Annotated in this window: 20 protein-coding genes, 1 pseudogene and 1 riboswitch; of the genes and pseudogenes, 9 read left to right on the top strand and 12 right to left on the bottom strand. The window is 69.6% G+C overall.

Features of this window, described 5'->3' with window-relative positions:
• Positions 1-432, top strand: a pseudogene (locus Q0C41_RS20220) (hypothetical protein); the annotation flags it as partial.
• A gap of 61 nt (positions 433-493) precedes the next feature.
• Here the strand turns inward: Q0C41_RS20220 and Q0C41_RS20215 are convergent.
• On the bottom strand, positions 494-1333 hold the full coding sequence (locus Q0C41_RS20215; protein WP_291986801.1) for a hypothetical protein: 840 nt from the start codon (positions 1331-1333) through the stop codon (positions 494-496).
• 296 nt (positions 1334-1629) lie between these two features.
• Here Q0C41_RS20215 and Q0C41_RS20210 point away from each other — a divergent pair, with 296 nt between their 5' ends.
• Both Q0C41_RS20210 and Q0C41_RS20205 read left to right on the top strand, forming a co-directional pair.
• Positions 1630-1779 carry a lmo0937 family membrane protein gene (locus tag Q0C41_RS20210; RefSeq protein ID WP_291986799.1) on the top strand — a complete coding sequence of 50 codons (150 nt, stop codon included), beginning with the start codon at positions 1630-1632 and terminating at the stop codon, positions 1777-1779.
• A 114-nt stretch (positions 1780-1893) separates the two neighbouring features.
• Positions 1894-2454 (top strand): BON domain-containing protein, encoded by a 561-nt coding sequence (locus tag Q0C41_RS20205; RefSeq protein WP_291986797.1) that lies wholly within the window; start codon positions 1894-1896, stop codon positions 2452-2454.
• A gap of 53 nt (positions 2455-2507) precedes the next feature.
• On the opposite strand, the gene Q0C41_RS20200 is transcribed toward Q0C41_RS20205, so the two are convergent.
• The gene (locus tag Q0C41_RS20200; RefSeq protein ID WP_291986795.1) at positions 2508-3539 is read right to left on the bottom strand and encodes a radical SAM protein; all 1032 of its coding nucleotides are present in this window, start codon (positions 3537-3539) and stop codon (positions 2508-2510) included.
• 161 nt (positions 3540-3700) lie between these two features.
• On the opposite strand from Q0C41_RS20200, the gene Q0C41_RS20195 reads away from it, so the two are divergent.
• From Q0C41_RS20195 to msrA, 3 genes are all read left to right on the top strand, one after another.
• Positions 3701-4015 carry a hypothetical protein gene (locus tag Q0C41_RS20195; RefSeq protein ID WP_291986793.1) on the top strand — a complete coding sequence of 105 codons (315 nt, stop codon included), beginning with the start codon at positions 3701-3703 and terminating at the stop codon, positions 4013-4015.
• A 7-nt stretch (positions 4016-4022) separates the two neighbouring features.
• Positions 4023-4412, top strand: coding sequence for a DUF2752 domain-containing protein (locus tag Q0C41_RS20190; protein WP_291986791.1), 390 nt, complete (start codon positions 4023-4025; stop codon positions 4410-4412).
• Positions 4413-4537: 125 nt separating this feature from the next.
• Entirely contained in the window at positions 4538-5188 is a 651-nt protein-coding gene (msrA, locus tag Q0C41_RS20185) for a peptide-methionine (S)-S-oxide reductase MsrA (protein ID WP_367079245.1), read from the top strand.
• 7 nt (positions 5189-5195) lie between these two features.
• Here the strand turns inward: msrA and Q0C41_RS20180 are convergent, their stop codons facing one another.
• Genes Q0C41_RS20180 through Q0C41_RS20170 form a run of 3 tightly spaced genes read right to left on the bottom strand, consistent with a single transcriptional unit; the run spans position 5196 to position 9720 of the window.
• Positions 5196-7259: a response regulator gene (locus tag Q0C41_RS20180; RefSeq protein ID WP_291986787.1), complete on the bottom strand. Its 2064-nt coding sequence runs from the start codon at positions 7257-7259 to the stop codon at positions 5196-5198.
• A gap of 49 nt (positions 7260-7308) precedes the next feature.
• Positions 7309-8091, bottom strand: a complete 783-nt coding sequence (locus tag Q0C41_RS20175) for an ATP-binding protein (protein ID WP_291986785.1) — start codon at positions 8089-8091, stop codon at positions 7309-7311.
• 60 nt (positions 8092-8151) lie between these two features.
• Positions 8152-9720 (bottom strand): alkaline phosphatase D family protein, encoded by a 1569-nt coding sequence (locus Q0C41_RS20170; RefSeq protein WP_291986783.1) that lies wholly within the window; start codon positions 9718-9720, stop codon positions 8152-8154.
• 77 nt (positions 9721-9797) lie between these two features.
• Here Q0C41_RS20170 and Q0C41_RS20165 point away from each other — a divergent pair, with 77 nt between their 5' ends.
• Both Q0C41_RS20165 and Q0C41_RS20160 read left to right on the top strand, forming a co-directional pair.
• Complete coding sequence (locus tag Q0C41_RS20165) at positions 9798-10754, top strand: type I phosphomannose isomerase catalytic subunit (protein WP_291986781.1); 957 nt, start codon at positions 9798-9800, stop codon at positions 10752-10754.
• A 3-nt stretch (positions 10755-10757) separates the two neighbouring features.
• Positions 10758-11414: a TetR/AcrR family transcriptional regulator gene (locus Q0C41_RS20160; protein WP_291986780.1), complete on the top strand. Its 657-nt coding sequence runs from the start codon at positions 10758-10760 to the stop codon at positions 11412-11414.
• Positions 11415-11453: 39 nt separating this feature from the next.
• Here Q0C41_RS20160 and Q0C41_RS20155 read toward each other — a convergent pair whose 3' ends face one another.
• The 5 genes from Q0C41_RS20155 to Q0C41_RS20135 form a co-directional block, all read right to left on the bottom strand.
• Positions 11454-12422, bottom strand: a complete 969-nt coding sequence (locus Q0C41_RS20155) for a sugar phosphate isomerase/epimerase (RefSeq protein ID WP_291986778.1) — start codon at positions 12420-12422, stop codon at positions 11454-11456.
• A 10-nt stretch (positions 12423-12432) separates the two neighbouring features.
• Positions 12433-13950, bottom strand: coding sequence for a threonine ammonia-lyase, biosynthetic (gene ilvA / locus Q0C41_RS20150; protein ID WP_291986776.1), 1518 nt, complete (start codon positions 13948-13950; stop codon positions 12433-12435).
• A gap of 120 nt (positions 13951-14070) precedes the next feature.
• Positions 14071-14700, bottom strand: coding sequence for an HAD-IA family hydrolase (locus Q0C41_RS20145; protein WP_291986774.1), 630 nt, complete (start codon positions 14698-14700; stop codon positions 14071-14073).
• 194 nt (positions 14701-14894) lie between these two features.
• Positions 14895-16004: a methionine adenosyltransferase gene (metK, locus tag Q0C41_RS20140; protein WP_291986773.1), complete on the bottom strand. Its 1110-nt coding sequence runs from the start codon at positions 16002-16004 to the stop codon at positions 14895-14897.
• Positions 16005-16140: 136 nt separating this feature from the next.
• On the bottom strand, positions 16141-16434 hold the full coding sequence (locus Q0C41_RS20135; RefSeq protein ID WP_291986771.1) for a hypothetical protein: 294 nt from the start codon (positions 16432-16434) through the stop codon (positions 16141-16143).
• Between the two features lie 58 nt (positions 16435-16492).
• Positions 16493-16624: riboswitch (SAM-I-IV-variant riboswitch) on the bottom strand.
• 34 nt (positions 16625-16658) lie between these two features.
• Here Q0C41_RS20135 and dut point away from each other — a divergent pair.
• Positions 16659-17111 carry a dUTP diphosphatase gene (dut, locus tag Q0C41_RS20130; protein ID WP_291986769.1) on the top strand — a complete coding sequence of 151 codons (453 nt, stop codon included), beginning with the start codon at positions 16659-16661 and terminating at the stop codon, positions 17109-17111.
• 792 nt (positions 17112-17903) lie between these two features.
• On the opposite strand, the gene Q0C41_RS20125 is transcribed toward dut, so the two are convergent.
• Positions 17904-21059 (bottom strand): efflux RND transporter permease subunit, encoded by a 3156-nt coding sequence (locus tag Q0C41_RS20125; protein WP_291986768.1) that lies wholly within the window; start codon positions 21057-21059, stop codon positions 17904-17906.
• A 28-nt stretch (positions 21060-21087) separates the two neighbouring features.
• The gene (locus tag Q0C41_RS20120) at positions 21088-22266 is read right to left on the bottom strand and encodes an efflux RND transporter periplasmic adaptor subunit (protein WP_291986766.1); all 1179 of its coding nucleotides are present in this window, start codon (positions 22264-22266) and stop codon (positions 21088-21090) included.
• Positions 22267-22372 lie beyond the last annotated feature (106 nt).

Raw genomic sequence — 22372 nt, 5'->3', positions numbered from 1 at the left:
GCGGGCGATGCCATGGGGCGCATCGGCGCGACGATGGGGGCCCAGGGCGGAGCGCAGGGCGCGCTCGGCGCCCGGCAGGGCGAACTCGGCGCCCGGCAGGCCGCGCTGGCGGCGAAGATGGCCGCACTCGCCGCGGGCAGAGCCGCGCGCGATGTGGAGTTGGCCCAGGGTGATCAGGCACGGCAGGAGCAGGCGCGGCAGGAGCTGCGACACCGGCGCGAGACGCTCGAGGCGGAGATGCGCGCGCTCGCCGCACAGCAGCGGGCGCTCGGAGACGAGATGCGCGCCATGAGCCGCACGATGGAAACGCACGGGGCCGACATGAAGGCGCGGAGCCGAACGTTGCAGGAGGCGCTCGCCGTCGCGCAGGCGCAGACGGCTGCGATCTTCGATGCCGCGGTCGCGTCAGGCAAGGCCGTGCGCGCCCGGTAGCGTCAGCCTCTGGTGACGGTGGGTGGCCGCCGGAGCGGTCACCCATCGTCCCAGACGAGACCTACTTCACGCTCCCCACACTCGCCGTCAGCGTGAACGGCACCTTGATCGTCTGCTGGTTCTGCCAGAGCTCCACCTCGATGGTGGCCGACGTCGCCTTGGCCTTCAGCGTGAAGCTGTACTCGCTCTCGTCCGAGGAGGTCATCGAGCCGTTCTGGTCGCTTTCGAGTTCGGTCCCGGCGGCATCGAGAAAGCGGAGACGCTTGATGTTGTTCGAGTTGGCACCGGTGAGCTTCACCGCCAGCGACGCGCCGGTGTCGGTGGCCTCGAACTCGGAGACCGAGGCGGCGAAGGTGCCGAGCTGGAACGACGTCCCCTTCACCAACGCCACCTTCTTCGCCTGCACCGCGCGGGTGCCGGCCGCCGTCGTCACCGACAGCGCGCCACTGAGCGAGATCTGCTGCGCCCCGCTTGCGGGCACGACCGGCGAGCGCACTGTGATGATGCCCGCCGACTGGTCCTCCGTGTAGCTCGGAAACGACCCCCAGTCCGGCTCGATGTCGAGGTCCGTCTGCTTGTCGTCGGTCCAGGACTCGATGACGCATTCGTCATCGTCGATGTCGAGGATCGCGGTGCCGGGGGCGACCTTGACGGCGAGCGCGAGCGTCACGCCGGTCTGGCTGCCAAACGCGATGGTGTCGCCGAACCTCCCCTTGCCGAGGCTCTTGGCCGCGACCTGGACGCCGACGAGGCTGACGGTCGGGTTGGCTTGCGGCGCGGCCCTGGTCGCCGCCTTGGGCGCCGCCGGACGACGGGCCTGCGCGTGAAGTGTCGGCAGCGCGCCGAGCAGGGCGCCACAGGTGATCGCAGTCGCGAGGGTGAAGCACAGTCGAGCGCGCATGGGCGGTTCGAATCCTTTCGCAGAGGGTAATGGCTCTGGCTGATCAACGGCTGCGCTGCCTCCGGCGAACACCGACTCGGGGAACTGGACCACAGGCGCTACGGTTCGGGTAGGTCTTACACGACAGCCTCTGCCGTGCCTCTCGCCCGATCGCGGCGCCAATCAGCCGAAATCCCTGCCATTTCGCTCGTCCGCGACGTCGGACCGCCGGTGACGGACTGGCACGAACGCTGCTCTGGGGTCAGCCGGGACTTTTCGTGTGCCGCATGCCGCGGTCACGCCATCCGGAGATCCACATGCTGCAAACTCTCGTCATCATCCTCGTGCTGTTGTGGTTGCTCGGCATGGTCAGCTCGTACACCATCGGCGGCCTGCTGCACATCCTGCTGGTCATTGCGCTCATCCTCATCGTCGTGCGGCTCGCCAGCGGACGCTCGGTGGTGTGACCGATTGGCGATATTGCGGTGAGGCCGCGCTTGCGACTAACGTGAGCTCTTCCTGAGGGACACGCAGGGTCGGCTCGATGCCGAGCTGGCCCTGCCCGCGAGAGGGGACGAGCGATGCGCACGATGATGGGGCTGGCGGCCGGCCTGTTGCTGGCGAGCCTGATGGTGGGATGCGGCCAGTCCGAAGCGGAGCGGCAGGCCGAGGAGGCCCGCAAGGCGGCCGAGGCGGCAGCCAAGCAGATGGAAGCCGCAACGACCGAGGCGGCCAAGCAGGTCGAGGCCGCGACCAGGGAGATGGGCTCGCAGATGCAGAGCGCCGCGGCCGAGATGAGCAAGGCCGGGGCGGAGATGGCCGCCGCCGCGAAGACCGAAGGTGCGGCCGCCGCGGCGACGATGATGCAGGCGGGGGCGAACGCGGCGGTGGCTGCCGCCAGCGCGACGCAGACCGCGGCGGCGGCCATGTCGAGCGCCGCCACGACCGCGGCGGTCAAGACCGCGCTGGCCGCCGCGGCCGGCGTCGAGGCGTCGGCGATCAACGTCGACACCTCGGCCGATGGCCGCGTCGTCACCCTCAAGGGCACGGTCAAGACGGCGGCCGCCAAGGCCGCGGCCGAGAAGGCCGCCCAGGCGGCCGCGAAGACCGCGACCGTCAAGAACGAACTCATCGTGCCGTAGCGATGAGCCCGCCGGCCGGGCGCACCGCGTCCGGCCGCGCGTCTGTCCCTCGCCTAATCCGGCACAGGCGCCGAGTGGCCAGCGGTCGTCGTCGCCGGGGCGTCGGGCGCCTCGTCACGGCGTCCGGTCACTCGCGCCACGGCTCGACCGATGCCCAGCGAGGCATCGAAAATCGCGCCGACTCGCAGTCCGCCGGGCAGCCGATGGCGCGCGATCGCGTCCAGTCCTGCCGACGCGATGCACCCGCACTGGGCGCAGTCGGGATTGCCGCCGAACTGACAGGGTGTGATGCGGCGCTGCAAGTCCGAGGAGACGCAGAGCGTCGTCCTTGCGAACGTGCACTCGTCGGGCGACGACGGCGGGGTCAGATAGACCTCGATCATCCCCTTCGGCATGCGCAGTTTCGGAAAGCGGCTGCGCAGGTCCAGCAGCGTCCTGACGACCCGTGCCCGGTCCTCCGGACGCAGGCGCTCTTCCGACTCCTCGCCCAGCTGCGGGGTGTAGAGGCTGAACCAGATCTGGCGCGTGTCCGCGTTGGCGGACCAGAAGTCCAGGAACTCCTCGAGATACCCGTCGCGCTGCACGATCTGCCGCGTGATGGTGCAGTGCACCGTGATCTGCTGCCCCTTGATGTGCTTGAGGATGCGATCGTAGGTGGCCGGAGCGCGACGCACGTTGTGTTCGGCGGGCAACCCGTCGATGGAGACCACGACCTGCAGACGGGGAATGCTGGCCCACGCCTCCGGAATCGGGCGCACGGCGCTGGTCACGACCTGTACATACAGGCCCTGCGCCGAGAGTTGCGGCAACAGCTGATCGAGTTCGCGGAACCGGACGAGCGGCTCGCCCCCGATGATCGAGAGGTGGAGCGGCTTGTGGAGGCGGACGGCCTCGAGCACGCCGGCGACGAGGGCGTCGCCCTTGAGATCGGCCATCTGGCGGAGCGTGACGTCGCCGCCGAGGTGGTCGTCACCGTATGCGTAACAGCCAGGACAGCGCAGCGGGCACTCCCTGGTGATTTCAATCGACAGATTCGGGCGGTAGCCCTGCAGGATGCGTCCCCAGGCCGGGAAAATCCCCTTCATCATTCCTCCCACGCGCAGTGCCGAACACGCGTGGGAATTACTCTCTCACAGAAGGCGCGAGGCTCGTGCCGTTTCGCCACACGGATGAGTTGTGCGAGACTGCACGCGTTTTCGTTGAGATCTGCAGATCACGACCGCACCTCCCAAGGAGTCACACCCGCATGTCCACGCCCTATCCTCCGGTCATCCCCGGCGCCGCTCCGCAGCAGTCCAGCAAGGCCACGATGGCCGTCGTCCTGGGCGTCCTCGGCATCGTCTGTTGCGGGTTGCTCGCGCCAGGCGCGTGGTACCTCGCGAGTGAAGAGATCAAGGCCATCGATGCCGGCCGCATTGCCGAGAGCAACCGCGGCATGGCCCAGGTCGCCAAGATCCTCGGCATCATCGGCACGATCCTGCTCGGACTCGCCCTGCTGTGGGTGCTGTTCTTCGGCGGCATGGCCGTGCTGGGCGCGCTGACCGGCGGCGCCGGCATGTAGCGGCGCGATGCCACTGCGCTGGACGGGACGGACGGTGGCGACGGCCACCGTCCTCCTCATCGCTGCGATCGTCGTGCTCTACGCGCTGGACCCGACGCGCCAACGACTCACGCCGCCCTGCCCCTACCTGACGCTGACCGGGCTCGCCTGCCCGGGCTGCGGCCTGACGCGCGCGGTGCACTTCCTGCTGCACGGCGATATCGCGACGGCGTTCGCCTACAACCCGTGGGCCTTCGTGGGCGCCCCGGCCGTGCTGGCCTTCGCCTTGCTGCCCTCGGTGACCGACGAGGCACGCACCCTGCGCCTCAGGAGCGGCATCTCATGGGTGATGCTCGTCGTGACGCTCGCCTTCTGGGTGTGGCGCAACACGGCCGCCTACCCGTTCATCCGCGTCTGATGATCGGGAGTCGGGAGTCGGGAGTCGGGAGTCGGGCACCGGCCACCGGGCACCGGAACTCGACATGTCCGCATGTCGGCATTCTCAGCATTCGGCCTTTTCGGCATTCTCAAGGGTTTTCCTCCATGTGGTTCAAGGATTCCGGTGCGCTTCGTGTTCCCTCTGCGGCTGAGGCCCTGCCTGGCCGCGAGACGCCTCTGCCTGTGCCGCCTCGTCATCACGTGTTGCCGGCCTCACTGACCGGACCGTTCCCGGAGGGCAGTGCCTTCGCGCTGTTCGGACTGGGCTGTTTCTGGGGCGCCGAGCGCAAGTTCTGGCAGCTGCCCGGCGTCATCTCGACCGCGGTCGGGTACGCGGGCGGGCACACGCCGAACCCGACGTACGAGGAAACCTGCACGGGCAGGACCGGTCACACCGAGGTCGTGAGGGTCGTGTTCGATCCGGCCGTCGTGCCGTACGAGGTGCTGCTCCGGACGTTCTGGGAGAGCCACGACCCGACGCAGGGGATGCGCCAGGGCAATGACGTCGGCACGCAGTACCGCTCGTTCCTCGGCTGGTACGACGACGCGCAGCGGGCCGCTGCGGACGCGTCACGGGACGCCTACCAGTCGGCGCTGACGCAGGCCGGCTACGGCCCCATCACGACCGAGCTGGTGCCGGCACCGACGTTCTACTTCGCCGAGAGCTACCACCAGCAGTACCTGCACACGCACCCGAACGGCTACTGCGGTCTGGGCGGCACCCACGTGAGCTGCCCCATCGGCGTCGGCGTCTGAGCCCGGCTCATTTCTCGAGGCGCTCGCGGACCAGGCGAATCAGGGCCGCCGGGCGATACGGCTTCTGCAGGAAGTTGACGCCATCGACCAGTGACAGGTCGATGGCGTCCGACTCCTGGCTGTAGCCACTGGTGAAGATCACCGGCAGGTCGGGCCGGGCCTGCATCAGTCGCTCGACCAGGTCGGTGCCCATGATCCCGTCGGGCATCACGATGTCGGTCAGCACGAGATCGATGTCCTGCTGGTAGCGCGACCAGAGGTCGAGCGCCTCACGCCCCGAGGCGGCCTCGTGCACCCGATAGCCCTGCCGCACCAGCACATCGCGCACCATCTCGCGCACCGGGAGTTCGTCTTCCACCACCAGGACGCACTCGTGCCCGCGCGGCAGTGGCGGCGGCGCCGCCGTCGGTGGCGCGGCCGGCCGCGCGCCGACGAGGCACTGCGGGACGTACACGTCGAACTGCGTGCCGGCACCGACCGTCGTTCGCACGTCGACCCAGCCCCGATGCTGTTCGACGATGCCGAACACCGTGGCCAACCCGAGCCCGGTCGATCGCGCCCGGTCCTTGGTCGTGTAGAACGGCTCGAAGATGTGCGGCAGGTGTTCGGCGGCGATGCCGATCCCCGAGTCGCGCACCGTCATCCGCGCGTACTGCCCGCGGCCCGGCGCGGCCGTGGCCGATCGGGGCGGATGCGCGTGGACGATCGCCGTCGAGACGATGAGCGATCCCCCGGTGGGCATCGCGTCACGCGCGTTGACGGCGAGGTTCATCAGGACCTGCTCGATCATGCCCGCATCGGCATTGATGTGGACCCGTCCGGGCGCGAGCACCGTGTGCAGTTCGATGTCGGCTCCGATGAGCCGTCGCAGCAGCTTGCCGAGGTCGGCGACGAGTTCGTTGACGTCGGTCGGGGTCAGCTGCACCACCTGCCGGCGACTGAAGGCCAGCAACTGCCGCGTGAGCTCGGCGGCCTTGTCGGCGGCCTCGCCGATGGCCCTGGCCGCGGGCACGACCTCGGCCGGATGACGCAGGCAGTCCTCCAGCAGCGATGACTGCCCCTGAATCACCGTGAGCAGGTTGTTGAAGTCGTGGGCGACGCCGCCGGCCAGCTTGCCGATGGCCTCCATCTTCTGGGACTGCCGCAGCTGCGCTTCGAGGCTGGCCCGCTTGGCCTCGCTCTCGCGGCGCTCCGACAGGTCACGGAGAAACGCGCTGTAGGACAGGCCCGCCGACGACGGCACCGGCACCAGGGACAGTTCGAGCGAGAGCACGCGCCCGTCCCGATGCGCACCGGTGACCTCCGCCCGCCGACTGATGCCGAGCGGGCAGGTCGGCGGGAAGCCGTCCGCCAGGGCGTCCACGAAGGCGCGGCAGCTGGACTCCGCGAGGACGACCTCGTGGAAGGGACGCCCGACCACCTCGACCCGCAGCCACCCGAACAGTTCCTCGGCCCGCAGGTTCCATTCGGTGATGTGCCCCTGCGCCGTGAACGAGACCACGGCGTCCAGCGCGTGCTCGATGATCAGGCGCGTGCGCTCTTCGCTGGCGGCCAGCGCCCGTTCGGCCCGCCGACGCTCGCTGCGGCTCTCCGAGGCACGCAGTTCGCGTTCGATGGCCGGGACGAGACGCGTCAGGTTGCCCTTCATCACATAGTCGTTGGCGCCGAGCCGCATGGCCTCGATGGCCACGTGCTCGCCGACCGTGCCCGACACGAGCAGGCACGGCAGGTCGCGACAGTGCGCACGCACCATCTGCACGGCATCGAGACCGGAGAACCCCGGCATGGTGTGATCGACGAGCACCAGATCCCAGCGCCCGCCCTGCAGGGCGCCCTGCACCCCGCTGGCGTCCTGAACGCGCAGGATCTCCGGCGAAAAGCCTCCCCGCTCCAGGTGCCGCTGCACCAGCCACGCATCGTCGTGCGAGTCCTCGATGAGGAGGAGCCGGATGCTGCGGGGGCGCGGTCCCGACAGACTGCTCGGGCCGCCGATGACGGTTTCGCCGAAGAGCGCCTGCTGACCGAGGTCTGAGGTGTCGGCGTGCACCGGCCCGGCCGCACTGGTCGTCATGGGCGCGTTCTGGCGACGACGAAGCGGCGACGAGGCGTCCACGGACATGTCAGGAGGCCTGCGCCGCCGGCAGCGACATGTAGAAGGTGGCGCCCTGCCCTGGAGCACTCTCGGCCCACAGGCGACCGCCGTGCCGTTCGACGATGCGGCGGGCGGAGGCGAGTCCGATGCCGAGCCCCTCGACGGGCGCGGCGGCATGGAGGCGCTGGAAGGGCACGCCGAGCCGGTGCGCCTGCCGCATGTCGAAGCCCGCGCCATTGTCGCGAACCGTAACGATGATCTCGTCGCCCGACAGCGAGGCGTCGACGTCGATGCGGGCATCGGCCCGACTTCGGGTGAACTTCCAGGCGTTGCTCAGGAGGTTCTCGAGCGCGATGGCGAGCAGTGTGCCGTCGCCGAGTACGGGGATCGAGGGGACGACGGTCGTGCGGACCTGCCGCGCCGGGTCGGCCTGGCGCAGATCCGCGAGGAGGTGGGTCGCCGTCTCGGCGAGATCACACGGGGCACTGCGCAAGGCCCCTCGGCTGAGACGTGACAGGCGCAACAGGGCATCCACGCGCTGTTCTACGGTCTGCGTGGCCTGCCGGATACGCTCGACATAGTCGCGCGCACCTGCGGGCAGATGGCCGGCGTAGTCCTCGAGCAGCGCGGTCGCGTAGCCGTCGATGGCACGCAGGGGCGCCCGCAGATCGTGGGAGATGGCGTAGCTGAACGTCTCGAACGCCTGCTCGGCAGGAGCCGGTTCCGACGGAACGGGGGTACCGGGGGCCGGCGGCCCGTCGTGCGGGTCACCGGGCCTGGCACCTGACTGGGTGGGCGGAGTCAGGGTCACGGTCGAGTCTTCCGACAGTGTGTCGGCCAACCTCGGCGAGAACTGTAGACAACTGGTCGGTCAGGCTGAGCCCGCGATCCCGGGTGCGCCAGCCTCCACGACGAACGACTGACGGGTCTCGATGGGCGCGCCGGGCCGCGTGACGTGCGGCACGACGCGAAAGTGGGTGGTCCAGGTCCGGGGCGTGACCTCGGCCAGCAGGTAGCCGCGCCGGTCGCACGTGAACCGGAGGTGGGGGTTGGCGCGCAGGATGGGATCGAGCGGGCCGGGATCGTCGCTGCCATCGCCACCGCTGGTCACCGAGGTGGTCACGAACTCGGCGCCGACCAGTGGCCGGTCGGGCAACCCGTCCGCGGGCAGCGATCCCGCGTAGTGACGATGGACGTCACCGGTCAGGACGATGAAGTTGCGGGGCCGATCCGTGAACATCGCCTGGACGCGCTGACGCGCCGCGGCGTAGCCGTTCCAGCTGTCCATCGGGCGCGCGAGGCGGCCGTCCGGCAGCGGGCGCTGGAGGTCGCCGAAGAAGACCTGCTGCCCCAGCACGTCCCAGCGCGCGCGCGACACCGCCGCCCGGCCACGCAGCCAGGCCTCCTGCGTCGCTCCCAGCATCGTCCGGCCTGGCGAGAGGCGATCGGCACAGTCGACGCGGTTGCCATCGCCGCAGGGCTGGTCGTCGCGGAACTGGCGGGTGTCGAGCATGTACAGGCGCGCGAGGTCGCCCCAGGCGAGTTCTCTGTAGAGGCGGGAGGACGCGCCTCGCGGGGCTGCACCGCGACGCAGCGGCATGATCTCGTGGTGCGCCGCGAAGGCGGCCGCACGACGTGTCAGGAACTGCGCGCGGGTCTGGCTGTCCTCGGGGATGTCGCCGGCCCAGTTGTTGTCGACCTCGTGGTCGTCCCACACCACGGCGAACGGCGCCGTCGCATGCAGCGTCTGGAGGTCAGGGTCGAGACGGTATTGGGCGTAGCGGCGGCGATAGTCGGCCAGCGTGATGATCTCGCCCTGGTCGAAGGGCCTGGCGACGGGCGTGGCCGGGTTGCCCGCGTACTCGTAGATGTAGTCGCCGAGGTGCAGGACCAGGTCGGGTCGCTCGGCGGCCAGGTGCGCGTAGGCCGTGAAGTAGCCGGTCTCGTAGCGCGAGCAGGACACGATGCCGAAGCGAGCCGCGTCGTCCTGACGGCCGCGTGCCGGCGCGGTCCGCGTGCGGCCGATCCGCGACTGGTGCCCCATCGCCGTGAAGCGGTAGAAGTACTCGCGGCCCGGGGCGAGTCCGGTGACCTCGACGTGGACGGCATGGGCGTCGGCCGGCTGGGCCGCGACCGTGCCCCGGCGCAGGACGCGGGCGAAGCGATCGTCGGCGGCCAGTTCCCACCGGACCTGCACCGTGCGGGACGGCATGCCGCCGAGGCCATCGAGGGCCAGGGGTTGAGGCGCCAATCGGGTCCACAGGACGACGCTGTCGGCCCAGGGATCGCCAGACGCCACGCCGAGGGTGAAGGGCGTCGGCCCCGACACGTCGCGCAGGGCCAGGGCCGGCGCGCGCCCTGCCCAGGCCGTCATGGCCGCGGCGCCGGTGAGGATCAGGGAGCGGCGCGTGCGGCCATGGGGCGTCAGCAGGTCCGTCATGCGGCGCATTGTACGCAACGCGCTGTGTCACGGCGGTGACGCGGGGGCGGCCGTGGCCCGTGTCCTACAATCTCCTGATGCACGTCTGGCAACGCCCGTTCGCCCTGCTGCCCACCTTCGCCCCGCGTCCCTGGGGGGTGATGGACCTCGCGCCGTGGTTTCCCAACCCGACCCCGGCCGTGAAGGTCGGCGAGGCCTGGTTCACGGCCGACGGCAATCCGACCGGTGCAGGCCCGACGTTCGGGGAGCTCACGCGCCGGCATCCGGCGGAGATTCTCGGCCCCGGGCAGGGGGAGGAGTGCCCGCTCCTCGTCAAGATCCTGTTCACCTCGGAGCGGCTCTCCATTCAGGTGCACCCCGACGACGAGTACGCGGCGATCCACCACGACGGGTCGCGCGGGAAGACCGAGGCGTGGCACGTGATTGCCGCCGAGCCCAACGCCACCATCGGGATCGGGCTGTCGGCGCCGCTGACACGTGAACAGGGCGAGGCCGCGGCCCTGTCAGGAGAGATCGAACACCTGATGGACTGGCGGCCGGCCGCCGCCGGTGACACGTTCCTGGTGCCTGCCGGCACCGTCCATGCCCTCGGACCAGGCCTGACGCTCATCGAGGTGCAGGAACAGTCCGACATCACGTACCGGCTGTTCGACTACGGGCGTGGCCGCGAGCTCCATCTCGAGCATGGCTTCGCCGTCTCCGACCTCGGGCCGTACACGCTCGGCAACGACACGCGCCACACCGCCGACGCCGGTCGCACGATCCTCACGCACTGCCGCTACTTCACGATGGAGTGCCGGACGTCACGCGGCCAGTTGCTGTTTGCGCCGCTGGCGCCGCATTTCCATCTGGTGGTCGTGATCAAGGGCGAGGGCACGATTGCCGGCGAGCCCATGGTGCCGGGCGCCGTGTGGTGTGTGCCGGCCAAGGCCGACCCCTTCGTGATCGAGAGCTCCCAGAGCTGCGATCTGCTGATCACCTACCCGTCGGTCACGCCGACGGCCAGCTTCTACGAACCCTCCGAAACGGCCTGACGCGTGCCCCCCCCTTCCGACCCACCGCTCCGACTCACGCTCGGCGTCGGCGTGCGGCAGCTGGCCAAGGCGCAGACGCGACAGCGCGTGCGTGACGCCGCGCGGCACCTGTTCGTGGGGCGCGGCTTCGACGACACCACCACGCAGCAGGTGGCAGACGAGGCCCAGGTCGCCGTGGGCACGCTCTTCCAGCACGCCAGCGACAAGGAGGACCTGCTGCTGCTGGTCGTCCACGAGTTGCTGACCACCGCCGTCCAGCAGGCCTCGGCCCGAGGGTCGTCGCCGGATCTGCTGACCGACCTGACGCTGATGTTCGGAGGGCTGCTCGAGGTGTGTGCCGCGCTGGACCAGGCGGCTCGGCCGGCCGTGCGGGCCCAGTGGTTCGGCACCGGCCCCAACGCCCGCGCCGTGCAGTGGTTGCACGAGACGTTCCTCGACCAGGTGGCCGCGCGGCTCGAACGAGCGCAGCAGGCCGGCCAGCTCACCGACGGCGCCGATGCGCGGTTGCTGTCGCGCAGTCTCTCCGGCCTGTATCAGGGTGTGCTGCTCGACTGGCTGTGGACCGATGACGATCTGGACGCGGCGGTCGTGCGGCTGCGGGCGGCCTTCGCCCTGCAAATCATTCCTCTGCAGACGACAACGCCCGACGCGCCGCAGTGACGCGGCGCCCCGGGCGTGTCGGGTGAGGCGAGCGGAGCGCTAGGCCGAGGGCGGGGCTGGCGTGACCGGCGGCTGCCCTGCGAGGAACCGATCGAGCCTGGCGACGACGTCGGTGAGGTAGGCCTTGTCGCCGCCGCGGATCTCGGTGGTCATGAAGCCGTCGTACCCGATGTCGTGCAACGCCTTGCGCACCTCCGGCCAGTCGATGTTGCCCTCGCCGAGGTTGACCCAGCTGAACGTGCCCTTGTTCTGCACGAGCTTGAAGTCCTTGAGATGGACCTTGCGGATGCGCGGGCCCAGCGTGCGGATCCAGTCCTGCGGGTAGGCGTAGAACACGATGTTGCCGACGTCGAAGTAGGCCTGGACGTACTTCGACTTGAAGCTGTCGACGTAGGCGTTCATCTCGAGCGGGCTGAGCAGGAACTTGTTCCAGACTTCCTCGATGCCGATGACGATGCCCTGCTTCTCCGCCTCGGGCAGCAGGCGCTCGGTGATCACCTTGTGCGAGCGGGTCCACGCGTCCTGGTAGCTCGTCTTCGGATCCACGACCGCCGGCACGAGCAGCACCGTGTCGGCGCCGAGCAGCTTGGCGTTGGCAATCGACGTCAGCATGCCCTTGACGCTCTTGTCCACCACCGCGGCGTCCGACGACGACAGCGGCGAGCGCCAGTGCTCGCTGTTCATCACCGAGTGGATCGGCAGCTTGGCCGCCTGCGCCGCCTTGGCGATCGCCTCGGCCTCGGCCGGACTCTCGATGGTGTTCACTTCCATGCCCTCGAAGCCGACCTCGCGCGCCAGCGCGAAGCGCTCCTGGTAGGGCAGTTCCTTGGGCAGCATGCCGATCAGGACCGCCTTCTTCGGCGCGCCGCCGGGAGCCGCCGGGAGGGCTGCGGCCGCCGGGGCCGCGATGGCGCCAGGGGTCGGGATCAGGGCGGACGAGGCCGCTGCCGCTGCCGACATGACGCCGGCCTGCTTGAGGAACGAACGACGGGAGGTGTGAGTGGCCATGGGGGCGATTCTATGCCAGGAAGCGCTCGTAGGCGTCTTCGCCGGTGTCCTCGAACGTGCGGTAGCCGAGCGCCTCCAGGAAGCCGTCGAAGGCCTCGTCGTCGTCCACCGGCACTTCGAAGCCGGCCAGCACGCGACCGATGTCGGCGCCATGATTGCGATAGTGGAAGAGGCTGATGTTCCAGCGACCGCCGAGCGTGTCGAGGAACTGGAGCAGGGCGCCGGGTCGCTCGGGGAACTCGAACCGGCAGATGCGTTCGCGACCGACATCCCGCGATCGGCCGCCCACCATGTAGCGGATGTGCAGCTTGGCGAGTTCGCTCTGCGTCAGGTCGACCACGTGATAGCCGCCCTCCCGCAACTGCACCAGCACGTCATCGGCATCGGCGCGCGAGCGCGTGCCGACCCCCACGAAGATGTGCGCTTCGGCGCGCGTGCTCAGTCGGTAGTTGAACTCGGTGACGACCCGCGGGCCGAGAATGGTGCAGAACTGCCGGAACGCGCCCTTGCGCTCGGGAATGGTCACGGCGAAGAGGGCCTCGCGCTGCTCGCCGAGTTCGGCACGCTCCGCGACGAACCGCAGCCGATCGAAGTTCATGTTGGCGCCGGTCAGCACGGCGACCAGCGGCCCGCGCGGCGGCGTGGCCTGCGCCGCCACCCACGCCTTGAGGCCGGCCACCGACAGGGCGCCGGCCGGCTCCATGATGGTGCGGGTGTCGTCGAAGACGTCCTTGATCGCGGCACAGATCGCGTCGTTGTCGACCAGCACGATCTCGTCCACGGTCTCCGTGGCGATCGCGAACGTGTGCTCGCCGACCTCGCGCACGGCGACGCCGTCGGCAAACAGCCCGACGCGCTCGAGCACGACCCGATGGCCCGCGTCGAGGGAGCGCTTCATCGCGTCGGCATCGACGGGCTCGACGCCGATGATGCGCACCGAGGGCATGACGGCCTTGACGTACGCCGCGATGCCGGCGAGCAGACCGCCGCCGCCGACCGGGATGAAGATGGCGTCGAGGGCCCCGGGACGCTGGCGCACGATCTCGTCGCCGACGGTCCCCTGCCCCGCGATGACCAGCGGATCGTCGAACGGGTGGATGAACGTCTCTCCCGTCCGCGACGCCTCCTCGGAGGCGAACGCATACGCGTCGGCGTAGGTATCGCCGGCCAGCACCACTTCGGCGCCGCGATTGCGGACCGCATCGACCTTGATGTCCGGCGTCGTCCGCGGCATGACGATGCGGGCGCGCATGGCGAGGTGCTGGGCCGACATCGCCACGCCCTGCGCGTGGTTGCCGGCACTGGCGGCGATGACGCCCCTGGCCCGCTCGTCCGCCGTCAGGCGCGCCATGCGGTTGTAGGCGCCGCGAATCTTGAAACTGAACACCGGCTGCAGGTCTTCGCGCTTGAGCAGCACCGGCACGCCGAGTCGGGCCGACAGACGCGGAGCGCCATCGAGCGGGGTCTCGCGCGCGACATCGTAGACGCGGCTGGTGAGGATCTCCCGGAGGAGTGAGTCGAACGGCACAGGACGACTATAGCGGGAGTCGGGAACCGGGAACCGGGAACCGGGAACCGGGAACCGGGAGTCGGGAACCGGGGGACCGCTTGGGAGGGCCCGCTCGCCGAGCGGGCCGCTACCCCCCTGTCACTCGGCGAGCAACACGGCGTGGAGGTCCTTGACCGAACTCGCAATCGCGTCAGGACCCGCGGCACGCAGATCCTGTGCGGAGTGCACCCCCCAGGTCACCGCACACGTCCGCAGGCCTGCCGCGCGCCCGGCCGCGATGTCGGTGACGGCGTCGCCGATCATCCACGCCCCGGGACGGCCGACGCCGGCCAGCGCATGCGCGATGACGTCTGGCGCAGGCTTGTGCGGGAAGCCGTCGGTCCCCTGCACGTGATCGACACGGTCGACCAGGTCGAGCCGCTCCATCACGGTGCGCGCCAGCCATGTCGTCTTCGTCGTCGCCACGGCCAGGGCGTGGCCACGACCCCGCAGCCGCTCGAGAAGGTCGACGATGCCGGGGTAGGGGCGGGTGCGGTCGGCACAGCGTTCGGCGTAGTCGCGGCGATACTCGGCCACCAGCGTGTCGATGGCGTCGGCCGGGGCCCAGGGCGCGTACATGTCGCGCAGCGGCTTGCCGATCTGCGTGCGCACCGCCTCGGCACTGGGCGGATCGGCACCGATCACATGAAAGCTGCGGCAGAACGCGGCGCTGATGTCATCGAACGAGTCGACGAGCGTGCCATCCAGGTCGAAGACGATCGCGGTCACGAGGTCAGTGTAGCAACCGGGAGTCGGTGGGTAGGGCCGGTTCTCCGAACCGGCCGTCGGCGCCTGCTTCGATGAACTGCGTGGTGACGGCCCGCTCGGAGAGCGGGCCCTACCCAACCTGGGGCTGCGCCTTCAACGGTCAGCGCTTCCGCAATGAAAAAGGGCCGCTCGAGAGCGGCCCTTTTTCGTTCACCCTACGCTTCCCAGGGCAACCCGGGACGGCCGAAGTGGCCGTAGTTCGTCGTCTGCCGGTAGATGGGGCGCAGCAGGTCCAGCGTCTTGATGATGCCGGCCGGTCGCATGTCGAACGTCTTGCGGACGAAGTCCTCGGCGGCCTTGTTGTCGCCCGTGCCGAACGTCTCGACGAGCAGCGAGGTCGGCTGCGCGACGCCGATGGCGTAGGAGAACTGCACTTCACAGCGGTCGGCCAGCCCGGCCTTGACGACTTCGCGGGCCACGTAGCGACCGAAGTAGGCCGCGCTGCGGTCCACCTTGGACGGGTCCTTGCCCGAGAACGCGCCGCCGCCGTGCCGCGCCGCCCCGCCGTACGAATCGACGATGATCTTGCGGCCGGTGACGCCGGCATCGGCCGAGGGGCCGCCGTGCGAGAAGCTGCCCGAGGGATTGACCAGGAACAGGTCCTTCGCGGGCGTCCAGTCGCCGAGCACGCGCGGCGCGAGTTCCTCTATGACGTAGGCCTTGATGTCGTCCTGGCTGGCCTCGGCCACGTGCTGCGTCGACACGACCACGCGCTCGATGGCCACCGGCTTGCCGTCCTCGTAGCGCACCGACACCTGGCTCTTGCTGTCGGGACGAATCCAGCGATAGGCGCCGCCCTTCTTGCGATCCTCGGCGAGGCCGCGCGTGAGGCGGTGCGACAGCAGAATCGGCAGCGGCATGAGCTCGGGGCTCTCGTTGCTCGCATAGCCGAACATCAGGCCCTGATCGCCGGCGCCCTGCTCCTCGGCCGCCTTGTCGACGACGCTGGAGTTGATTTCCTTGGACTGCGCCGTGATCTTGAGGATGACCTGCACGCCGTCGGCGTTGAAGACCTCATCGGCCCAGTCGTAGCCGATCTCGCGAATCGCCTGGCGGGCGATCTTCTCGTAGTCGACGTCCTTCGCGCCGGTCGTCACTTCGCCGGCGAGGACCACGAGGTCTTCCTTGACGAGCGTTTCCACCGCCACCTTGGAGGTGGGATCCTGAGAGAGACAGGCGTCGAGCGCGGAGTCGGAGATGAAGTCGGCCACCTTGTCCGGGTGGCCCTCCGACACGGACTCCGACGTGAGAACGAAACGGGACATGCGGGGTTAATCCTTCGGGTGATGCAAGTACGTTGGGGCCGGAGCTTCGCCGTGCCAGCCGTTCACGTGCCCACGCTCGTGCCCTTCCGGGCCCGTCGGGGCTCGGGCGCACGAGGGTGGACGGGCGCCGGGCGGCTCAGCTCACGCGGCGCAGCACGCCTTCGGAACTGACGGTCGCCAGGATTTCGTCCCGGCGGCCCCGCGCCTCGGTCAGATCGTCCGTCTTGAGCGAATGGCGAATCCGCTCCTGACGCCAGCCGTCAATGATAACCGTGTAGGCAATCCACCAGAAGCGGCCATTGCGCCAGAGGTGATGATTCTCACCCAACCGCTGGAACCGGCGGTCGTCGGGCGACAGCGCCACCTGGAGAGACGGCCGACGCAGGGCCGGGACCGATGAGGACTCTGTGGGGGAGGCGGTCAAAATCACGTGTCTTCTCCTGAGCAACCAAGTGAAGACATTCGGAGGTTGCGGGGTGATCGCCCGCACGGACACTTTTGTTTGTTCGTCTCGAACCGCATCGCCGCGGTCGGCTGCCTGCGCCGACCGGGCTGGCACCTTGGGATGTCCGCCCCAGGTTGCCGGGCCCGCACTGTGCGGACCGCTCCGGATGTCGAGGAAGACGATAGCATTACATGTGGAGATACACAAGCGTGGATTTACAGAATGATTCCATAACGGTCGGGGTTCGGCACCTCGGCACCGCACAGACGCCCCAGTACCAGACCCCTGGGGCAGCGGCCTTCGACCTGGCCGCCGCCGAGACCGTGACGGTCGCGCCGGGGCGGCTGGCCCTCGTCCCGACGGGCCTGGTGTTCGCCGTTCCCGACGGGCACTTCCTCGCGATCGTCGCCAGGAGCAGCCTGCCCAAACGCGGCCTGCTGGTCGCCAATGGCCTCGGTGTGCTCGACAGCGACTACCGCGGCCCCGCCGACGAGGCCCGCGTGCTGGTGCTCAACTACACCGACGCGCCGGTGACGGTCGCCGCGGGCGACCGTATCGCCCAGGCGTTCGTGCTCCGGGTGCCCCGGGTGCAGTTCGTGCCCCTCGCCCACGACGCTGGCGCGGACTCCAGAGGCGGGTTCGGCTCGACCGGGGAGCGGTGAGACGGGGGGCTCGGGGCTCGGGGCTCGGGGCTCGGGGCTCAAAAGACAAGGCTCAAGGCTCAAGGCTCTGGGCTTGGGGCTTGGGGCTTGGGGCTTGGGGGCTGGCGTCAGCGCCGTGCTACCGGACGGATCCCGTGTGAGGTATCTGCTGAACACCCTGTTCATCCGGAGCGCAGTTGGACGACGGGTGTTGCGACGCAACCGTCGCTGGACTACCCGCGCTCGACGATGAGCCGCTGGCGGCCGCGATTCGGGCTCTGACGTCCGCCGCAGGTCCCGCGGCCACCGGTGGTGCGCGACGAACGCGACACCTGGCGAGCGGCGGCATGTGGACATCACGCTGCTGGGCCGGTTTCGGCAGGCCAGGCACCGGGCGCCTGGGGACCGGCAGCGCCACTGGCGGAGCGCGCGCGGGACGTGGCCATCGATGACCACGCGCGGCTCCCTTGCGTGGAGGTGCCAGCGCGTGACGAGTGACAACGGGCGCGACGGCGTGTCGCGCGTCTTCGCCGCGCACTGCCCGACCCTGGCGCTGCGGCACCTGTGGACGCGGCCGTCAACGCCTCGATCCAACGGGGAAGGCCGAGCGTGTCATCCAGACGCTGCAACGCGCGTGGGTGAACGCCCAGCCCCCAAACCGTCAGCCATTCCTCACGCGACCGCGCAACGCGGCGTGACGAATCCGCGTGCGCGCATCAACAGCCACGGCCGCGGGGCAGCCACGTCCCAGCCGCCGCGGGCACGACGCCCCGAGCCCTGAGCCCGTTCTACTGAGCCCTGAGCCTCGAGCCCCTACGACCCCACCCGCGTCGCCGCCGGCTGCGGCAGGTCGATCGGCTCGCTCGCGTGGCCGTGCGACGCCTTGTTGCCGCGGCGGAACAGCCCCAGCGAGAAGTCGCGCAGGCCGGCCATGATGTCGTACAGCGTCGGAATCACCAGCAGCGTCAGCAGCGTCGAGGTGATCACCCCGCCGATGACGGCGCGGCCGAGCGGCGCCCGGAAGTCGGCGCCTTCGCCGTGCCCGATGGCCACCGGGATCATGCCGGCCACCAGCGCGATGCTGGTCATCAGAATCGGCCGCAGTCGGACGCGGCCGGCCTCGATCAGCGCCTCGCGGCGGTCCATCCCCTGCTCCATCGACCACTTGGCGAAGTCGATGAGCAGGATGGCGTTCTTGGCCACGATGCCCATGAGCAGGATGACGCCGATCATGCTCATCAGATTGAGCGTGGTGTTGGTGAACAACAGCGCCAGCATCACGCCGATGAGCGACAGGGGCAGCGACACCATGATGGCCAGCGGGTCGAGGAACGACCCGAACTGCAGCACCAGCACGAAGTACATCAGCATGATCGCCAGGCCGAGCGCGGCGATGATGCCGCCGAAGACCTCCGCCTGGTCGGCCGACTCCCCGCCGGTCGACAACTCGTAGCCGGCCGGCAGCGGCACGTTGGCCGCGAGCCTGGGCATGATGTCGTTGAGCACTTCGTTCAGCGATCGCACCTCGGTGTTGGCCTCGATCTTGATGACCCGATCACGATTGAGGTGGTCGATCCGGGCCGGACCGATGTTGGTCTCCAGCCTGGCCACCTGACCGAGCGGCATCAGCACGGGCCCCTGCGGCCCCTGGACCGCGATGGGCAACTGGGACAGGTCCTTCAGGTTCTGACGCGACTCCGGCGCCAGCCGCACGTAGACGTCGCGCGTCTCGCCCTCGGGATCGATCCAGTCTCCCGTGTCGATGCCAGCAAATGCCGGGCGCAGCGCCTGGGCGACCTGCCCGACGGTGACCCCGAGCGATCCGGCCAGCCCGCGGTCCATCAGGATGTCGATCTCGGGTTTGCGGCCCTTGGTGGAGAGACCGACGTCGACCGCGCCCGGGACCTGCCGCACCTCATCGCGCACGCGCTCGGCCAGCACCGCCAGTTCGTCGGCCTTGGGACCGGTGAGCTGCAGCTGGATCTGCTTGAAGTTGCCGAAGAAGTTCGTGTTGATCCAGGCCTCGACGCCCCCGAGATTGAGCAGGCGCGCGCGCAGTTCGGCGGCGACGTCCTCCTGCCGCCGCGTGCGCTCGGCGCGCGGCTTCAGCCGGACGTAGACCGATCCCTCGTCCACCGACTCGGTCTGTCCACCGATGCTCGTGTAGGTGTAGGCCACTTCGGGCAGGGCCCGGGCGATGGCCGACACCTCCTGCGTCTTGAGCTGGGTGTAGGCGATGTTGGACCCCGGCGGCGTCGTCACGATGACGCTGAACTCGGAGTTGTCCATGATCGGCATGAAGGCGCCGCCGATCAGGCCCATCGCCGGCAGCGCCAGGGCGCCGACGAACGAGGCCACCGTCAGCAGCACCATCGCGAAGCGGTGCCGCAGCGCCCAGCTGATGACGTACTTGTAGCGGTCGGCCTGCCGGTCGAACCACCGGTTGAACCGGTCGAGGGCCCGCGACACGAAGCTGCGCTGCTCCATCGGCACGTGCGGATCCGGCCAGTACGCCGACAGCATCGGGTCGAGCGAGAACGAGACGAACAGCGACACCAGCACCGAGCAGGCGATGGTCAGCGCGAACGGCGCGAACCACTGCTGCGCGAGGCCGCCCATGTAGGCGATCGGCACGAAGACGACGACGATCGAGAAGGTCGTCGCGGCGACGGCCAGTCCGATTTCCGCCGTGCCCTCGCGGGCCGCGGTGTAGTGGTCCTTGCCCATCTCGACGTGACGCACGATGTTCTCGCGCACCACGATCGCATCGTCGATGAGGATGCCGATGGCCAGGGACAGGCCGAGCAGCGACATCGTCTCGAGCTTGAAGCCGAACATCAGGACGGCGATGAACGAGGCGAGCACCGAGACCGGCAGCGCGAGGCCCGTGATGACGGTCGAGCGCCACGAATTGAGGAACAGGAAGACCGTGAACACCGTCAGGACGGCACCCTCGATCAGCGCCGACTGGACGCTCTCGACCGAGGCCTCGACACGCGACCCGGCGTCGCGCACCAGCTTGAGCTCGACGCCCGGCGGCAGGGTCTTCTGCACCTCGCGGACCTTGGCAATCACCGCCTCGCTGACGGTGGTCGTCGAGGCGTTGGTGGTCTTCTTGACCTCGATGCCGACGGCGTTGCTGTTGTTGTAGGCCGCGCCCGTGCGCGGCTCCTCGGCGCCGTCGTAGACCCGCGCGACATCGGCCAGCCGCACGATGCGACCGCCCGACTGGCTGACGACGATCTGGCCGAACTCGTTGGGCGACTGCAGACGGCCGCGCAGGCGGATCGTGCGTTCCTGGATGCCGCCCTGCAGCCGGCCGACGGGCACGGCGAGGTTCTGCGACTGCAGCGCGCCGACGACCTGCCCGACACCGACGCCGGCGGTCTGCATCGCCCGCGGATCGATCTCGACGGTGATCTCCCGCTCGATGGCCCCGACGACGAGCACTTCGGCGACGTTGCGGATGCCGCGCAGCTCGTTGGTCACGCCGGGATCGGCCAGCTGCGTCAGCTGGGCGCCCGTCAACTTCTCGGACGTCAGCGCCAGCGTCACGATCGGGAAGTCGTTGGGATCGAAGCGCTTGAGAATCGGCTCCTCGATCTCGAGCGGCAGCTCGTTGCGAATCTCGGAGATCTTGTCGCGAATCTCCTGGACGGCCTCGGCCGGCTCCTTGCCGAACTCGAACTCGGCGACGATCACGCCGAAGCTGTCGAGCGACTGGGAGTCCATCTTCTTGAGGCCGCTGATGCTCGAGATGCCTTCCTCGATCGGGTCGATCAGATCGCGCTCGACCTGGTCGGGCGACGCGCCCGGGAATGGCAGCGACACCGAGACGACGGGTGGCGCGATCTCGGGGAATTCGTCGACCTCGAGCTGCAGCAGCGCGAAGGTTCCGAAGACCACGAGCGCCAGCATCGACACGATGGTGACGACGGGGCGCTTGATGGCGAAATCGGAGATGAACACGTCAGCTTCTCCTTGAACAGGACGGCAACTACGACTTCGGCCCGGACTCGGGGGCAGCCGGCGCGGCTCCTGCCGTGGCCCGCTGCGACCGATCGACCACGGTGACCTGCGTGCCGGGCGTGACCCCCTGCGCGACGCCGGTCAGCAACACGTCGCCTTCCGACAGGCCGTCGACGACCTCGGCGCGCTCGTTCTGCGCATCGACGAGCCCGAGCCGGATCGTCGTCTTCTCGACCTTGCCGCCGCGGATGCGCAACACCGTCGGCTGCGTGTCCATGTCGGCGATGACGCTCAGCGGCACGATGAGGCCCCGGCGCGACGCCTGCGTGACCCGGCCGTCGGCAAACAACCCGGCGACCAGCCGGCCACTGCGGTTGTCCACCGTCACCCAGAGCGGGACCTGGCGCGTGGTCGGGTCGGCCGTCGGGCTGATGCGCTCGACCTTCCCGGTGAACTGCTGATCGGGATAGCCGCGGACCTGGAACGCGACCTCGGCGCCGACGCGCACGCGCGACAGCGACTCCGACGGCAGCGACGCCTCGAGCTGGATGCTCGACGGGTCGACGATCGTGTAGAGCGCCGTGCCGGGCGCCACCACATCGCCGGCGTTGACCGGGCGCTCCGCCACGATGCCGGAGATCGGCGCGGTCACGGTGGCGTCGCCGAGGGCCTTGCGCGCATTGCTCAGCCGACTCCGGGCGCTCGCCAGTTCCGATTCGAGCCGCACCACCTCGTTGCGCGCCCCTTCGACGGCGCGTTCGGCCACCGCGCCGGCCGTCACCAGGGTCTGCGCCCGCGCCAACTCGCGCTTCGCGAGGTCGAGCGCCTGCTCCTGCGAGCGCACCGACGATTCGGCCGACGACACGGCTTCGTCCGCCGTACGCGCCTCGATGCGCGCGAGCAGCTGGCCACGCCGCACCGCCTGGCCCTGCTCTGCCGTGACGGTCAGCACGGAGCCGCCGATCTCGGCGCGGACTGTCGCCTGCGTCTTCGGCGCCAGCGTGCCCGAGACCGCAGGCCCGGTGACGATGTCGTCGGCGGTGACGGCGACGGTGTTCTCCTTGCCGATGTCCAGGACGGCGGGAGCCGCCGCGGCCGTCCCTCCGGCGTCCTTGGCCGCCTCCGAGCCGCCGCACGCCGCCGCCAGCGACGCCACCAATCCGACCGCCAGCCAACTCGTGCGGCCGCGCCGCGCCTCTCGTGTCATCGCGTCTCTCACTGACGTACTCCCGTCTGCGTCCCGCTGCCAGCCGTGCCGGCGCCCGCCGCTGTGGTGCCACCCGCCGCCGTCATCGCGCCCGTCGGCTGCGCCG

Origin of the sequence: Luteitalea sp., assembly GCF_022842525.1 — a bacterium.
Taxonomy (GTDB): domain Bacteria; phylum Acidobacteriota; class Vicinamibacteria; order Vicinamibacterales; family Vicinamibacteraceae; genus Luteitalea.
The sequence above is the reverse complement of the archived record's forward strand: the minus strand, read 5'-3'. Positions and strand labels throughout refer to the sequence as shown.

What these genes read in the sequence shown, in the direction of transcription:
- Q0C41_RS20195 (WP_291986793.1), top strand. Translation starts at nt 3,701, where the DNA reads ATGTCCACGCCCTATCCTCCGGTCATCCCCGGCGCCGCTCCGCAGCAG.
- msrA (WP_367079245.1), top strand. Translation starts at nt 4,538, where the DNA reads ATGTGGTTCAAGGATTCCGGTGCGCTTCGTGTTCCCTCTGCGGCTGAG.
- Q0C41_RS20165 (WP_291986781.1), top strand. Translation starts at nt 9,798, where the DNA reads ATGCACGTCTGGCAACGCCCGTTCGCCCTGCTGCCCACCTTCGCCCCG.
- metK (WP_291986773.1), bottom strand. Translation starts at nt 16,004, where the DNA reads ATGTCCCGTTTCGTTCTCACGTCGGAGTCCGTGTCGGAGGGCCACCCG.
- Q0C41_RS20170 (WP_291986783.1), bottom strand. Translation starts at nt 9,720, where the DNA reads ATGACGGACCTGCTGACGCCCCATGGCCGCACGCGCCGCTCCCTGATC.
- Q0C41_RS20205 (WP_291986797.1), top strand. Translation starts at nt 1,894, where the DNA reads ATGCGCACGATGATGGGGCTGGCGGCCGGCCTGTTGCTGGCGAGCCTG.
- Q0C41_RS20215 (WP_291986801.1), bottom strand. Translation starts at nt 1,333, where the DNA reads ATGCGCGCTCGACTGTGCTTCACCCTCGCGACTGCGATCACCTGTGGC.
- Q0C41_RS20200 (WP_291986795.1), bottom strand. Translation starts at nt 3,539, where the DNA reads ATGAAGGGGATTTTCCCGGCCTGGGGACGCATCCTGCAGGGCTACCGC.
- Q0C41_RS20155 (WP_291986778.1), bottom strand. Translation starts at nt 12,422, where the DNA reads ATGGCCACTCACACCTCCCGTCGTTCGTTCCTCAAGCAGGCCGGCGTC.
- Q0C41_RS20120 (WP_291986766.1), bottom strand. Translation starts at nt 22,266, where the DNA reads ATGACACGAGAGGCGCGGCGCGGCCGCACGAGTTGGCTGGCGGTCGGA.
- Q0C41_RS20190 (WP_291986791.1), top strand. Translation starts at nt 4,023, where the DNA reads ATGCCACTGCGCTGGACGGGACGGACGGTGGCGACGGCCACCGTCCTC.
- Q0C41_RS20210 (WP_291986799.1), top strand. Translation starts at nt 1,630, where the DNA reads ATGCTGCAAACTCTCGTCATCATCCTCGTGCTGTTGTGGTTGCTCGGC.
- Q0C41_RS20180 (WP_291986787.1), bottom strand. Translation starts at nt 7,259, where the DNA reads ATGACGACCAGTGCGGCCGGGCCGGTGCACGCCGACACCTCAGACCTC.